General features: G+C 46.4%; 14 protein-coding genes. All 14 read left to right on the top strand.

All coding sequences use genetic code 11. The annotated features are described in order from the left end of the window. Positions 1–15: 15 nt before the first annotated feature. The 14 genes from queA (at position 16) to DY78_RS16735 (ending at position 15,636) form a co-directional block, all read left to right on the top strand. Entirely contained in the window at positions 16–1,050 is a 1,035-nt protein-coding gene (gene queA / locus DY78_RS04250) for a tRNA preQ1(34) S-adenosylmethionine ribosyltransferase-isomerase QueA (RefSeq protein WP_024625103.1), read from the top strand. A 711-nt stretch (positions 1,051–1,761) separates the two neighbouring features. After that, positions 1,762–2,904, top strand: a complete 1,143-nt coding sequence (gene tgt / locus DY78_RS04255) for a tRNA guanosine(34) transglycosylase Tgt (RefSeq protein WP_024625104.1) — start codon at positions 1,762–1,764, stop codon at positions 2,902–2,904. 71 nt (positions 2,905–2,975) lie between these two features. Then, a complete protein-coding gene (gene yajC / locus DY78_RS04260) occupies positions 2,976–3,383 on the top strand; it encodes a preprotein translocase subunit YajC (RefSeq protein WP_024625105.1) in 408 nt (135 codons plus the stop codon). A 162-nt stretch (positions 3,384–3,545) separates the two neighbouring features. Beyond that, the gene (gene dinB / locus DY78_RS04265; protein WP_024625106.1) at positions 3,546–4,682 is read left to right on the top strand and encodes a DNA polymerase IV; all 1,137 of its coding nucleotides are present in this window, start codon (positions 3,546–3,548) and stop codon (positions 4,680–4,682) included. Positions 4,683–4,769: 87 nt separating this feature from the next. After that, positions 4,770–5,726: a DHH family phosphoesterase gene (locus DY78_RS04270; RefSeq protein WP_024625107.1), complete on the top strand. Its 957-nt coding sequence runs from the start codon at positions 4,770–4,772 to the stop codon at positions 5,724–5,726. A 2-nt stretch (positions 5,727–5,728) separates the two neighbouring features. Next, positions 5,729–7,075 (top strand): DEAD/DEAH box helicase, encoded by a 1,347-nt coding sequence (locus DY78_RS04275; RefSeq protein WP_024625108.1) that lies wholly within the window; start codon positions 5,729–5,731, stop codon positions 7,073–7,075. A 670-nt stretch (positions 7,076–7,745) separates the two neighbouring features. Beyond that, on the top strand, positions 7,746–10,391 hold the full coding sequence (gene alaS, locus DY78_RS04285) for an alanine--tRNA ligase (protein ID WP_024625110.1): 2,646 nt from the start codon (positions 7,746–7,748) through the stop codon (positions 10,389–10,391). A 103-nt stretch (positions 10,392–10,494) separates the two neighbouring features. Further along, complete coding sequence (locus tag DY78_RS04290; RefSeq protein ID WP_024625111.1) at positions 10,495–10,764, top strand: IreB family regulatory phosphoprotein; 270 nt, start codon at positions 10,495–10,497, stop codon at positions 10,762–10,764. After that, complete coding sequence (gene ruvX, locus DY78_RS04295) at positions 10,761–11,195, top strand: Holliday junction resolvase RuvX (protein ID WP_024625112.1); 435 nt, start codon at positions 10,761–10,763, stop codon at positions 11,193–11,195. Before DY78_RS04290 ends, ruvX begins: the two co-directional genes overlap by 4 nt. Positions 11,196–11,207: 12 nt before the next feature. Next, positions 11,208–11,504, top strand: a complete 297-nt coding sequence (locus tag DY78_RS04300) for a DUF1292 domain-containing protein (protein ID WP_024625113.1) — start codon at positions 11,208–11,210, stop codon at positions 11,502–11,504. A gap of 831 nt (positions 11,505–12,335) precedes the next feature. Beyond that, a complete protein-coding gene (zapA, locus tag DY78_RS04305) occupies positions 12,336–12,587 on the top strand; it encodes a cell division protein ZapA (RefSeq protein WP_024625114.1) in 252 nt (83 codons plus the stop codon). 58 nt (positions 12,588–12,645) lie between these two features. Next, positions 12,646–15,009 (top strand): endonuclease MutS2, encoded by a 2,364-nt coding sequence (locus DY78_RS04310; protein WP_024625115.1) that lies wholly within the window; start codon positions 12,646–12,648, stop codon positions 15,007–15,009. A 90-nt stretch (positions 15,010–15,099) separates the two neighbouring features. Next, on the top strand, positions 15,100–15,411 hold the full coding sequence (gene trxA, locus DY78_RS04315; protein ID WP_024625116.1) for a thioredoxin: 312 nt from the start codon (positions 15,100–15,102) through the stop codon (positions 15,409–15,411). A gap of 93 nt (positions 15,412–15,504) precedes the next feature. Then, positions 15,505–15,636, top strand: a complete 132-nt coding sequence (locus DY78_RS16735; RefSeq protein ID WP_268872496.1) for a hypothetical protein — start codon at positions 15,505–15,507, stop codon at positions 15,634–15,636. Positions 15,637–15,721: the final 85 nt, after the last annotated feature.

The following is a 15,721-nucleotide window of genomic DNA, read 5'->3' on the forward strand; positions in this document are numbered from 1 at the left end:
TAAGAGGTCACACACATGAGCTTAACACTTGAAGATTTTGACTATGATTTACCACACGAATTAATCGCGCAAACGCCAATCAAACAACGTGACACGTCACGCTTACTCGAACTTGACCGTCAGACTGGTGAAATGCAAGATAAGCATTTTTACGACATCATCGACCAATTAAACCCTGGTGACGCAGTTGTTATGAATAACTCCCGGGTCATGCCGGCCCGACTATACGGGGTTAAACCGGAAACTGGCGGTCATTGCGAAGTTTTATTACTCCACAATACCGAAGGCGACCAATGGGAAACCTTGATGAAGCCAGCTAAACGGCTCAAAGTCGGCACGGTCGTTTCATTTGGTGACGGTAAGTTAACTGCCACGGTCACGGAAGAAAAAGAAGACGGCATTCGAATGATTGAATTCCATTACGATGGTATTTTCATGGAAATCTTGGAAGCGTTAGGCGAAACGCCATTGCCACCATACATCAAAGAAAAACTCGACGACCCCGATCGTTACCAAACGGTCTACGCCAAAGAAAACGGCTCCGCGGCGGCCCCAACTGCCGGTTTACATTGGACCAAAGACTTATTACAAAAAGTCCAAGATAAGGGCGTTAAGTTAGTTTATTTGACGTTACACGTCGGCTTAGGGACTTTCCGCCCAGTCGAAGAAGATAACATCGAAGACCACAAGATGCACAGCGAATTTTATCGTTTAGACGAAGACGCGGCCAAGACCTTAAACGAAGTCCGGGCCAACGGTGGCCGGATTATCGCGACCGGGACGACTTCTATTCGGACTTTGGAAACTATCGGGACCAAGTTCGACGGTGAAATCAAGCCGGATTCAGGTTGGACCGACATCTTCATCAAACCTGGTTACCAATGGAAAGTGGTCGATGCATTCATCACCAACTTCCATTTACCAAAGTCCACGTTAGTCATGTTAGTCGCGGCCTTTACTGGTCGTGATATGATTTTGAACGCTTATCAACATGCGATTGATGAAAAGTATCGGTTCTTCAGTTTTGGGGATGCGATGTTCATTCATTAAGAGTGTGACCAAACGCGGGTTGCTAGTGAGCAGAGCCTAGTGAGAGGCATGATGCGGTCTTGGCATCCTGCCCTTCACGTAGCTCAGCGCAGCTCGCAGCGTTTGGGCGCACGTTTCGGAAAAGTTAATCCGTTAAACCCGCAATGAAAAATAGGGCTGACTAACTAACGGCCGAAAACGCAGCACTAAAAACGAAACACGTCGTAAGAAGGCTTGAACTTTGGGTTCGAGCCTTTTTATAACACATCCAAAAAGTTCAAATATAGCATACTTGATGAACGAAATCAGCCCTCTAAGTAAACGAATTAATGTGCTGGTGAGTAATACGGTAAATTAGCCGGTCGTCAGTGGGGACGCCGCCATGTCGCCATCAGTGACCGGTGGGTTTGGCCGGTGACTGATGGGGGACGACTTTTGAAACTGACAGGGGCTTTGGTCAGGTTCAAAAGCGCCTTTGAGCCCGTTTTTTTTGGCTCAAAGTCTGCCCCATGGCGGCGTTCCCACTGACGACTGGCGGCAAAAACGGCCCAATGAATTTGGCTGAAACGTGCAAACCAGCACTGTGGATTCCGGTTGCTACGCCTAATGACCACTCGGAAACCCGCCGAGTAATCATTAGGCTAGGCACCCCTCATCCACAACCCGTGCTGGTTTGCACGCTGATTTCGTGCTATCATATTCAGAGTTTATACACACTAACGGAGGCAGCATATGGAACCGGCAATTAAATACCGATTAATTAAAAAAGAAAAGCATACCGGCGCGCGACTTGGGGAATTGATTACCCCGCATGGGACGTTTCCAACGCCCATGTTCATGCCGGTGGGGACGCAAGCGAGTGTTAAATCGTTAGCGCCTGAAGAACTTGATGCGATGGGTGCGGGCGTGATTTTATCCAACACGTACCATTTATGGTTACGCCCCGGTGAAGAAATCGTGGAAGAAGCGGGTGGCTTACACCAATTCATGAATTGGAAAAAAGGAATTTTGACCGATTCGGGTGGCTTCCAAGTGTTCTCATTAGCGAAGAACCGCGATATCACTGAAGAAGGGGTCCATTTCAAAGATCATTTGAGTGGTGCCAAACGCTTCTTGTCACCGGAAAAGGCGATTCACGTGGAAAATGCCTTGGGACCAGATATTATGATGAGTTTGGATGAATGTCCACCGTTTTTTGAAAGTTATGATTACGTTCGTAAGTCCGTTGCTCGGACTTCTCGTTGGGCGGAACGGGGCTTGAAAGCGCATCAACATCCGGACTACCAAGGTTTGTTTGGTATTGTCCAAGGGGCCGGTTTTAAAGACTTACGTGAACAGAGTGCTAAGGACTTAGTTGCCATGGACTTTCCTGGCTATTCCATCGGCGGTTTGTCGGTTGGGGAATCCAAGGCTGAAATGAACCATGTCTTAGATTTCACGACACCGCTCTTACCGGAGAACAAACCGCGTTACTTAATGGGAGTCGGTTCAGCCGATGCCTTGATTGACGGGGCCATCCGCGGGGTCGACATGTTTGACTGTGTCTTACCAACGCGGATTGCGCGTAATGGGACTTGTATGACGTCGCATGGTCGCTTGGTCGTTAAAAACGCCAAATATGCCCATGATTTCACGCCATTAGATGATAATTGTGATTGCTACACTTGCCGAAATTTCACCCGGGCCTATATTCGGCATTTGATCAAAGCCGACGAAACGTTTGGTTTACGATTGACGAGTTACCATAACTTGTACTTCTTATTGCATTTGATGCAACAAGTGCGGCAAGCAATTATGGACGATAACTTGTTAGAATTCCGCGAGAACTTTTTTGAAATGTACGGGTTTAACAAGAAAAACGCTAAAAATTTCTAGGTGTACTAGTAATTTTTCAGCTAATTTGTTAAAGTTAAAGATAGTCAAACATAGATTAGGAGCGATAGACAATGAATGGTGGTTCAATTACGTCAATTCTGTTCATCGTGGTCATGTTCGCATTTTTATACTTCTTCATGATCCGACCACAGAAAAAACAACAACAACAACATCAACAAATGTTAAGCAAAATTTCGCGTGGCGATAAGGTTACGACGATTGGTCGCTTACACGGGGTCGTTGATGAAGTCAACGAAGCCGACAAAACGGTGACGTTAGACTGTGACGGGATTTTCTTAGTATTCGATTTAAGCGCCATCGCCAAAATCGCACCTAAAGAAAACGCCGCAACAACGGACGACAAAAAAGCTGACGATGACAAACCAGCTGCGGAATCATTTGCAGCTGATAGCGAAACTGATAGTGCGGCTGCCAGTGATGACAGTGCCGCTAGCGCCGCTGATTCTGAAGCAAAATAAGTAACTAACCAAGCGACTGACTCTTCCGAGTTGGCCGCTTTTTTAGTGGTGTCATGCCATGTCAGGCTGCCCAAGATTACGTGAAAAGTGACGACCGGATTACTTTGCGACGAATGTACGTTCGTGTATAATGAACATACTAGCGAAGAGGAGGCCGGGAACATGGCGCAATCAATTACTGCGGCACCCATTAAAGTTGAGACGAGTCGTAAAATCATTCATGTCGACATGGATGCTTTTTATGCGTCGATTGAAGAACGTGAAAACCCGGCCTATAAGACCCAACCGCTCGTCATTGCCCATGACCCACGGCAAACGGGCGGGCGTGGTGTGGTGACCACGGCTAACTATGTGGCCCGCCAATATGGGGTGCATTCCGCGATGCCCGCGGCTAAAGCGCTCGAGCTCTGCCCCAAAGCGGTGTTTAAAACGCCCAACTTTCCGTTATACCGCGAAGTATCGGCCCAGATTCACGATATTTTTCATGAGTATACCGATAAGATTGAACCGATTGCGTTTGATGAAGCTTATTTGGATGTGACCGAAAATAAAGTGAACATGCATAGTGCCGTTGAACTGGCGCACCGCTTACAACGTGAAATCTGGCATAAGACGCACTTAACTTGTTCGACCGGCATTTCATATAATAAATTTATTGCCAAATTGGCATCGGATTATCGGAAACCGGCCGGCGTAACGATTGTGTTACCGCAAGACGCAGAACCTTTCTTATGGCGCGAACCGATTGAAAAGTTTCGTGGTGTCGGTAAAAAAACGGTGCCTAAAATGCACGACTTAGGTATTCAAAACGGTTATGATTTGTATCAACGGACTGAAATGGACTTGATTCAACATTTTGGCAAACTCGGCTATATTTTGTATCGGCGCGTGCGCGGCAGCGATGACCGGCCCGTCGAATATTTACGGGAACGCAAGTCGATTGGTAAAGAGCGAACATTTGGGCCGTTTTTACAAACGCAAACGGAAGTGAACAGTCATTTAAAACAAATTGCGGGGCTCGTGGCCGAAAGTATGCAAAGTCATCAACGCCACGGCAAGACGCTCGTATTGAAGTTACGGTATGGCGACTTTGTCACAATTACAAAGCGGCAAACGTTTAGCGAATTTTTGCCCAATGATGCCGAGACTTTCGACCAATATGCCGAAGAGATTTTTGACGAGGTCGTCGATGACCATTTTGACTCAGGAATTCGGTTATTAGGTATTACGCTGACCGGGTTAGCCCCGTTGGCTTTTGAAAATATAACCTTGCCGTTGTATCCCGACGCTCGCGATTAAATTTGGCGTAACGGCGAAGATTCGGTATACTAGAGTACTGTGGCTGAAGTGGACGCCACGTTAAAATAGGGAAGAGGAAGGATCATTATGACCGTCCAATCAGAAATATTAGCATTAATTAAACAAGCTAAAACCATTATTATTCATCGCCACCAACGTCCTGATCCCGATGCCATCGGGAGTCAACTTGGCATGGCTGAAATTATTAAAACGAGTTTTCCAGACAAAAAAGTTCTCACCCCTGGCAAGCAATATCATGGCTTCGATTGGTTAGGCCAAATGGATACGGTCACTGAAGCGGACTATGAAGATGCTTTAGTGTTAGTGTTAGATACCGCTAATCAACCCCGCGTCGATGGCGAACTTTACAATACTGGTAAGGCGCTCGTTAAAATTGATCATCATCCTAACGACGATGCTTTCGGCGACCCGCAATGGGTAGATGTCGATGCGTCGAGCACGAGTGAATTGGTCTATGAATTTTATGCGGCTTTTAAAGATGAATTGACGTTAGACGCCAATGCCGCACGATTATTGTATGCCGGTATCGTCGGTGATACCGGGCGCTTTTTATATTCCGCAACTAAGCCTAGCACGATGCGCGCTGCGGCCGCGTTGATGGAAGCGGGGGCCGACGCAACCGAAGTTAACCGGATTGAAGATACGATTACGTTACCCGTCGCGCGGTTATCGGCGTACGTTTACGAACATTTAACACAACTAGACTCGGGCGCTGCCTACGTTATTTTAACTAACGACATCATGGATTCCTTTGAAATCGGCGATGCTAGCACTGCTGGGGTTGTACCGTTACCCGGTCGGATTGATACCGTCAAATGTTGGGCCATCTTTGTCCAACAAAAAGAAGGTGACTTCCGGATTCGGTTACGGTCTAAAGGTCCGGCGATTAATGAATTAGCGAAATTACATGACGGCGGAGGCCATCCCATGGCTTCTGGCGCCAAAGCCCAAGACCAACAAGAAATTGAAACAGTTGTCCGTCAACTCGATGAAGTTGCACGGCAGGATAAGAAAGAGGTTTAAATATGACCGCAAGTTTTAACGATTTTCAACTGCAGCCGTTTTTGATGCAAGCATTACAAGAAATCAACTTCCGTAAACCAACGACGGTGCAAGAAAAGTTGATTCCGGTCATCGCAGCCGGCCGCAGTGTGATTGGTCAATCGGCTACTGGTAGTGGGAAGACCCACACCTTCTTATTACCGATGATCAACAAATTAGACGCTGATGAACGCCGTGTGCAAGCGGTAATTACGACGCCGAGTCGGGAATTGGCTTACCAAATTCAAGCCGCGGCTAAGCAATTGATTAGCCACAGCCCCAAAGCCTTACACATCGGTTTGTATGTTGGTGGGACCGACAAGCAAGAACAAATCAATAAGTTGAATCGCCACCAACCTCAATTAATCATTGGGACACCGGGGCGGATTTTAGACTTGATTCGTTCGCAAGCTTTAGATGTGCATACGGCGACCCAACTCGTCGTCGACGAAGCGGACATGACGTTGGACTTAGGGTTCTTAAACGTCGTTGACCAAATTGCCGGGCGAATGCCAGCGGACTTGCAAATGCTCGTGTTCTCCGCGACGATGCCGCAAAAGTTAACGCCATTTTTGAAGAAGTACATGAATAATCCCGTCATGGAAGAAATTCCAGTTGAATCGGTCATCAGTCCAACGATTGACAACTGGCTGATTTCAACGAAGAGTCATGACAAGAATAGTATTATCTACCGGTTATTAACGATTGGTGAACCATACTTAGTTTTGATTTTCGCCAATACGAAGGAACGGGTCCAAGAATTAACGCACTATTTACGCCAACAAGGCTTAACGGTTGCAATGATTCATGGGGACATCCAACCGCGTGAACGGAAACGGGTCATGCGTGATGTCCAAAACTTGAAGTATCAATTCGTCGTCGCCACCGACTTAGCGGCCCGGGGAATCGATATCCAAGGCGTTTCGCACGTCATCAACGATGATATTCCAAACGACTTAGAGTTCTTCATTCACCGCGTCGGCCGGACGGGTCGTAACGGGATGGCCGGGACTGCCATTACGCTTTACAGTCCAGGTGAAGAAGACAAAGTCAGTGAAGTCGAAGCATTAGGCGTGAAGTTCAAGCCGAAAGCTATCCGTGACGGTGAAATTGTCGATTCCTACGACCGGAACCGCCGGGTCAAACGGGGACCAAAGCAAGAAAAATTAGACCCAACCTTGATTGGGTACGTTAAGAAGTCAAAGAAAAAAATCAAGCCGGGCTACAAGCGCCGTATTCGGACTAAGATTGCGGACAAAGCCCGCATGGATCGCCGTATCGAACAACGTGCCGCTGCCCGTAAAGAACGTAAGGATCGTAAGTCACGTTAAACTTTTCGTGATTGCTTGACCAGTTAAGAGTCATATCGCGTGATGCTCATGAGGGCTAAGGCGGTATGACTTTTTTAGTACTAACTATTCCAGCTGATATGTGTAAGGCAACGTGTTGGCATCATTCAGATTTAAACGTGACCAGCTACGACTTATTTCAAATAATCAAGTTAATGAGCATTGAAAAACTGTTGAGCCGGGCGCTACTAGGTGATGCGCCGTGTCGCAAACCTAGCACAGTGGGCTTGTGTGCTGGGTTTGGGGCCGACTTTTAAGACCGGCAGCGGGGTATGGACGGGCTTAAAAGCGCCCTTGGGACCGACTTCTGGCCCAAGGTCTGCCCCATGGCGCCGTCACCTAGTAGCGCCCGGCGGCTAGCCGAAACAGTTGACAAGCCCGGTTAAATTTTCTATACTTTGCAGAGTAAGGACATATTATCGAGCCATGTCGGTTTAGAAACGCTTTGGTCGCTGGAAAAAGTGCGGTGTCTCGATAATGCTACCGAATGAAGCAATGACTAGCTAACTAGTCCGTCTCTCTGCGTTAAAGAGCTTAAGAGGTAAACGAACACATCGTTGCAAGCAAAGTGGTACCGCGTTAACAGCGTCTTTGCTAGCAACGGTGTTTTTTTGCCTAAAAATGGATAAATAGAGGAAGGGTGCCAAGTTTAATGAAAAAATTAAGCAGTAGTGAAATTCGGCAAATGTATTTAGACTTTTTCCACGAAAAAGGTCATACCATCGTGCCGAGTGCGTCGTTAGTTCCCCAAGATGACTCAACGTTATTATGGATTAACTCTGGGGTTGCCACGATGAAGAAGTATTTTGATGGCTCAGTCGTTCCAGATAATCCGCGCATGACGAGTTCACAAAAATCCATCCGGACCAACGATATTGAAAATGTTGGGCGGACCGCTCGGCATCATACGTTGTTTGAAATGCTGGGGAACTTCTCAGTTGGTGATTACTTCAAAAAAGAAGCGATTGCGTGGGCTTGGGAACTTTTGACCTCACCAAAATGGTTTGGTTGGGACCCTGAAAAGTTATACATGACGGTCTATCCAAAAGATACCGATGCGGCTAAATTCTGGGAAGCAACCGGCGTGGCTCCTGATCATATTGTTAAAGTTGAAGACAACTTCTGGGATATTGGTCAAGGCCCATCCGGCCCTGATTCAGAAATTTTCTACGATCGTGGTGAAGCTTTCAATAATTTAGCGGAAGACGATCCTGAAAATTATCCGGGTGGCGAAAATGAACGTTATTTGGAAGTTTGGAACATTGTGTTCTCACAATTTAACCATACCCCTGAAAATACGTACGAACCACTTCCTCGTAAAAACATTGATACGGGGATGGGCTTAGAACGGGTCGTTTCGATTTTCCAAAACGCCCCAACCAACTTTGAAACCGACTTGTTCTTGCCAATCATTCGCAAGACGGAAGCCCTCAGCGAAACTGGTAAAAAATATGGTGACAATGCCCAAGACGACGTGTCGTTTAAAGTCATTGCCGACCATGCCCGGGCGATTACATTTGCCATTTCTGATGGCGCCTTACCTTCGAATGAAGGGCGGGGCTACGTCATCCGGCGTTTAATTCGGCGGGCGATTGTCCATGGTCAAAAGCTCGGTTTGAACCAAGCCTTCTTAGACCAATTAGTCCCAATCGTTGGTGAAATCATGCAATCTCATTATCCAGATGTGTTGAAGAATGCCGATTACATTGAAAAAATCGTCAGTTCTGAAGAAAGTCGTTTTAATGAAACTTTGAATGATGGGTTAACCTTATTGAATAACTTGATTGCCGACACTAAGGCGGCTAAGCAAGATACCTTGCCGGGTGTGGATGCGTTCAAGTTATACGATACGTACGGTTTCCCATTTGAATTAACGAAAGAATACGCTAGTGACGAAGGCTTAAAGGTCGACGAAGCCGGCTTTGAAGTTGAAATGAAAGCCCAACGTGACCGGGCCCGCAATGCGCGGAGCAATGCTAAGTCGATGGGTGTGCAACGCGGCTTGTTGATTGACATCAAGACACCGAGCGAATACGTGGGTTACGATGAATTGACTGACGTGCATGGCGACTTAAAAGACATCATTGTTGATGAAAAACTCGTGGATGAAGTCCAAAAAGGCACCGCTGAAATGATCTTCAGCAAAACGCCATTTTACGCTGAAATGGGTGGGCAAGTAGCTGACCGTGGTGTTATTTTAGATGCCGATGGGAATACCGTTGCCAATGTGACGGACGTGCAAAATGCCCCTAACAAACAACATTTGCACACCGTCGAAGTCTTAAAGCCAATGCACAAAGACCAAACTTATACGTTAAACGTTGATTTGGCTTTCCATGCGAAGGTTGAAAAGAACCATACCGCGACCCACTTGTTAGACCAAGCGTTACGTGACGTTTTAGGCGAACACACCCAACAAGCCGGTTCATTAGTGGAACCCGACTACTTGCGGTTTGACTTTACCCACTTTGGTCAAGTCACGGCGGCAGAAATCGCCAAAGTCGAACAAATCGTCAACGATAAGATTTGGGCCGCCTTACCCGTTTCAGCCATCCAAACGGACCAAGAAACCGGTCATAAGATGGGCGCCATCGCCGTCTTTACGCAAAAATATGGCAAAATCGTCCGAGTCGTTTCCATTGGCGACTACTCGATTGAATTTGATGGTGGGACCCACGTTAACAACAGTAGTGAACTCGGCTTATTCAAGATTGTTTCTGAATCCGGGGTTGGTGCCGGGGTTCGGCGGATTGAAGCCGTTACTTCTAAAGAAGCCTTTGAATTATTGTCACAAGAAGAAGGCTGGTTGAAGACGATTGCGGCGCAAGTTAAAGCGCCACAATTGAAAGATACCACTGACCGGGTCAGCCAACTCCAAGCTGACTTGAAGGCCGAACAACAAAAGACCGCCGCCCTTGAAAGCAAGTTAGCGAAGCAACAAGCGGGCGCCATCTTCGAACAAGTCGATGACGTTAACGGGACGACTTTGATTGCCCAACAAGTGCAAGTTTCTGGAATGGACCAATTACGGCAAATGAGCGATACTTGGCAAGCTAAGCACTATTCCGATGTCTTAGTCTTAGGGACGGTCATCGGCGAAAAAGTTAACTTATTAGTCGCCGTTAGTGACGACAAAGTTAAAGCTGGCCTCAAAGCGGGCGACTTGATCAAAGCCATTGCACCTAAAGTTGGTGGCGGTGGTGGCGGTCGGCCAAACTTAGCCCAAGCCGGTGGGAAGAAGCCGGAAGGGTTGCCAGCAGCCTTGAAAGCCGCCCATGAATGGCTGAATGAACAGTAAGCTATTTTATTACGAATGTGTTACATCAAAGTTGATTGATTGTACTTCATATAAGCATTTAGTAAAATAGACTAGAAGCGGAAACTAGCGGGAGGTGCTTTATATGAGTTCATTAGACAAAACAATGTACTTTGACTTCGATAATGACAACGTTAAGGATGTCCATGACACGTTAACGACAGTTTATGAAGCGTTACAAGAAAAGGGCTATAACCCGATTAATCAAATCGTTGGTTATTTGCTATCCGGTGATCCGGCGTATATCCCGCGTTTAAAGGATGCTCGTAATTTGATCCGGAAGCACCAACGCGATGAAATTATCGAAGAACTTGTCAAGTCGTATTTGAAGGCAGATAAGGATGTCAATGCATGAAGTTAATGGGGTTAGATGTTGGTTCACGAACCGTGGGCGTTGCCGTTAGCGATGTTTTTGGCTGGACAGCACAAGGCGTCGAAATTGTTCGCATCAATGAAGATGAAGAACAATTCGGCATTGACCGGATTGCTGAACTAGTGAAAGAACATGACGCGGGCGGATTTGTACTCGGCTTGCCGAAGAATATGAATAACACGCTCGGACCGCGGGCAGAAGCCGCCCAACATTATGGTGAGCTACTAACGGAGCGGTTCCATTTACCCGTTGACTTTGAAGACGAGCGCTTAACAACTGTTGAAGCTGAACGCATGCTCGTGGAAGAAGCCAACACATCGCGTAAAAAACGCAAAAAGGTGATTGACAAGTTAGCGGCAAGCCTGATCTTGCAAAACTACTTGGATCGCCATGGCAAACTCACACAAGAATAGCGAGGAACTAGCATGAGCCAAAACCAAAATAGTCAAGACAACCAAGTCATCACCTTAGTCGATGACGAGGGTAATGAAACGTTATTTAATATCTTATTCACGTTCGACTCAGAAGACTTCGGTCACTCATACATCTTATTGTATCCGGCCGACGCCGCTGCCGACGAAGAAGTCGATATTCAAGCTTATATCTTCAACCCAGACGATGAAGATAACGGCGAATTAAAGCCAATTGAATCCGATGAAGAATGGGATATGGTTGAAGAAGTGTTAAACACTTTCTTAGCCGACGATGGCGGGATGCAATAGGCAACCTAGTCACACTAAAACGCACGCACATCAGCGATGATGGCGTGCGTTTTTCTTTTGATTAATAAAATAACTTTAAGGATAGCTGGCATTGCCGCTGTCGGCTGACCGTAATTCCAGCCGCCATGGGGACCGGGCCAAGCCTGAGAAGCGGTCTTGGCCCTCGCTTTTGAGCCTGAAAAGAGAGTCTCAAAAGACGTCCGTGGTGTAAACCGGATACAGCCCAATCCCGTTAACACACCCGCATGGCGGCTTCCATTACGGTCAGCCGGCAGCTAGATTGTTTTTTATAATAATGATCCACGCTAATTGGATTTTGTGGTTGGGAGGATGCATGTTGAACGTTTTTTTCATGGGCGTTTGGGAATGACGTTAGTGGGTAGATTGAGTAAGAATTGCACATAAATATAATAGTGGATTATCTGACTTCAGAAGTTAATCACTAAATTTTGGGGACGAATATCGGTTGAACAATGTCACAATGGAGTGCCGATACACAAACCTTTGTTATATTGTAATCATCATAACCTGAATATTAGAAATAGTGCCGCGAGTTTATTGTTAGCCGGAAGTCAGTGGGCCCGTCGCCGGGTCGACGTTGTTAGCGGGTGTTTTTTGGCCGCTTACAACGTGCGCCGAGTTTGGTGACTTACGGGTTTGGTGAGGCACCAAACCGCCCTTGAGACCGATTTTTGGCTCAAGGTCTGCGCCCCAGCGTCGGGCCCACTGACTGGAGGCGGCAACCCATAAGTCCGCATTGACCCTAAAAGTCGCATAAAGCCCGCAAGCATGCTAAAATGTTAAGTGTTACTGAAAGGGAGCTGGATGTTGATGACTGCAAACAAACGCCGCTTCAAAGCGGAAATTGATGGTCACATTTATACGATCATCGGCACGGCATCTGACCGTCACATGCAAACCGTGACGCGGATGATGAATGAACAAATTAAACAATTAAAAAAATTAGCGCCTGATATGAATGACCAAGAGATTGCAACTTTGATTGCCTTTAATGCGATTTCAGATCAAGTGGATAAACAAGCAGAATTATTGAAGATGCAAACCGATGATGCCCACGAATAACTGCATCATCTTTTTTTTGCAACTTTGCTGATTCAATTTGATCCAAGGAGGGACTCGCTTGAATTCCAAAGTATTGACCACCTTAGAGTACCAACAAGTTAAACAACAATTAACGCCATATTTAGTGTCTGCGGCTGGGCAAAAAGAATTGACCGCCTTGCAACCGATGACGGACGTGGCCGAAGTACAATTAGCGTTAGACGAAACTAATGATGGCGCCGAAGTTTATCGGCTCAAAGGCGGGATTCCAATTGCCCGCTTAGCTGACATTGCGCCCCACATGAAGCGCTTGGCAATTGGCGCCACGCTGAACGGTAGCGAACTCGGGCAAGTCGGGCGCGTCTTGAAAACGACCCGCGCCATTACCCGCTTTTTTGACGACTTATTAGCAGATTCACCAGAAAATGGGATTCGTCATTTATTTGATGAAGTCCAAGAACTTGTGACGTTACCCGATGTGACCAAACGCTTAGCAACGGCCATTGAAGGTGATGGTCATATAACCGACAACGCGTCACCTGAATTAGGCAGTATCCGTAGCCACATTAGTAAGACGGAAGCGGAGATTCGTGCCAAGATGGAACATTATACGCGCGGTAAAGAGTCTAAGTATTTGAGTGATCCGATTATTACGATTAGAAATGACCGTTACGTGATTCCGGTTAAAGCGGAAAATCGCAGTCGGTTTGGTGGGATTGTCCATGACCAAAGTGCCAGTGGGCAAACGTTATTCATCGAACCTGCCGCCGTGATGGCTTTAAATGACCGGTTACGGCAAAATCAAGTGGCGGAAAAACAAGAAGAACAACGTATCTTGGAAGAGCTATCGAATCTGATTGCCCCTTATCAAGATGAAATCTTGCAAAATGCGGCCTTATTGGGTCATTTTGACTTTATTAATGCTAAAGCTCGTTATGCCCATGATATGAAAGCTACGGAACCGACTGTTTCGACCAAAAATGAAGTTTATTTGCGGCAAGCTCGCCATCCATTGATTGACCAAAAGAAAGTCGTGGCAAACGACATTACGTTAGGCACCGATTATCAAGCGATTGTCATTACCGGTCCTAACACTGGTGGGAAAACCATCACGTTGAAGACGTTAGGGTTATTACAATTGATGGGTCAATCAGGGTTATTTATTCCCGCCGATGAAGGCAGTCGGATTGGTATTTATCATGAAATTTTTGCCGATATTGGTGATGAACAATCGATTGAACAAAACTTGAGTACGTTTTCTTCCCATATGGAAAATATCGAAAGTTTCTTGTCACAAATCGATGACCACAGTTTAGTCTTAGTCGATGAACTGGGCGCTGGGACCGACCCGCAAGAAGGGGCGGCCTTAGCCATTGCCATTTTGGATGCGATTGGCGCGCACGGCACGCAAGTCGTGGCGACGACCCACTATCCGGAATTGAAAGCGTATGGGTTTAACCGGCCAGATACGATTAACGCCAGCATGGAATTTGACGAAGCCACGTTGAAACCAACGTATCGGTTGTTAGTCGGGATTCCTGGGCGCAGTAATGCGTTAGATATCGCACAACGATTAGGCATTCCCCAAAGTATCGTCGATCAAGCGCGGTCATTGACGGATTCTGACAGTCAAGACTTGAATGCGATGATTGCGGACTTAGTGGCGAAACGGAAAGCCGTTGAAGACGCGGAAATTCATTTGAAGGCCGAGGTCGAAGATTCTGATAAGTTGCATAAGCAATTGAAGAGTGAATTCAATGCTTACCAACAACAAAAAGACCAACTGATGGAAGACGCCAAAGTTGAAGCTAACGCAATTGTTGAAAAGAGTAAGACCCAGGCTGATGCGATTATTAATGACTTACGGAAGAAACAATTGATGACTGGCGCCAACGTCAAAGAAAATGAATTGATTGATGCTAAAGGGGCGTTGAACGCCTTAGAGCAACAACCAAAGCTCAAAAAGAATCGGATTTTGCGGCACGAAAAGGCCAAGCAAGATTTCCACCAAGGCGACGACGTTTTAGTGAAATCGTATGGTCAACGCGGTGTCTTAGTCCGGCCGATGGGTAAAAACGCGTGGGAAGTCCAACTCGGTATTTTGAAGATGAAGATCGACAATGCCGATATGGAACGAGCGCAACCGGAAGCCGAACCAAAACGGGCCCGGGCAACCGTGCAAAGCGCCAATATGAGTCACGTGTCACCAAACTTAGACTTGCGTGGGGTCCGCTATGAAGACGCCATGACGCAAGTAGACCGGTATATTGATGCCGCCTTGTTAGCCGGGTATCCTTCCGTCACGATTGTGCATGGTAAAGGGACCGGGGCGTTACGGGAAGGCATTACGGACTACTTGAAGACGAATCGTCAAGTCAAGTCATTCCATTTTGCGGCGCCTAATCATGGTGGTAACGGGGCAACGGAAGTTCAGTTTAAATAGATTGTGAACAAAGCAAATTAGTTGTTTTTTATGGATTAACTGATACACTTACTAATAGTAAATCATATAATTACAAGGAGGCCGATCAACATGGTCGCAGCTACTACTGATAAGACTTTTGCAACGGATACGGCGAACGGGGTTACATTAACTGATTTTTGGGCAACTTGGTGTGGTCCTTGTCGGATGCAATCACCAGTCGTTGAACAACTTGATGGTGAAATGGGCGATAAAGTCACTTTCAACAAGATGGACGTGGACGCTAACCCTGAAACGGCTAGCAGCTTCGGCATCATGAGTATCCCAACTTTATTAGTTAAAAAAGACGGTGAAGTGGTAGATACCTTGGTTGGCTATCATTCAAAAGAACAAATCCAAAAGACTTTGGCACAATATCTATAAGCCTTTTAGTAACGAAGCACGCTGATGAAAGTCGGTGTGCTTTTTTTAATCAATTGATTGCAAACTTAAAGTGTTTTTGGTTTGCTGACACTGTTGACAAAATCCGATTTAGTACAGTTGGCCCAAGTGCCCGTTAACACCGTGCAAGCGGCACTAGCCGGGCATCCCGCAATTAGTCTGACGACGTATCAACAATTGCTAGCCGACCAGTTGCTTACTAAATAAGTTGTCTCCAAAAAAGCGTTTTCTTTTACTATAAGGTAGATTGTAAAATTAATCCGAACGCTGTTCGGACAAAAAAGATCAGCTT

This window comes from Lactiplantibacillus fabifermentans DSM 21115, assembly GCF_000498955.2.
In the GTDB taxonomy this organism is placed as follows: Bacteria; Bacillota; Bacilli; order Lactobacillales; family Lactobacillaceae; genus Lactiplantibacillus; species Lactiplantibacillus fabifermentans.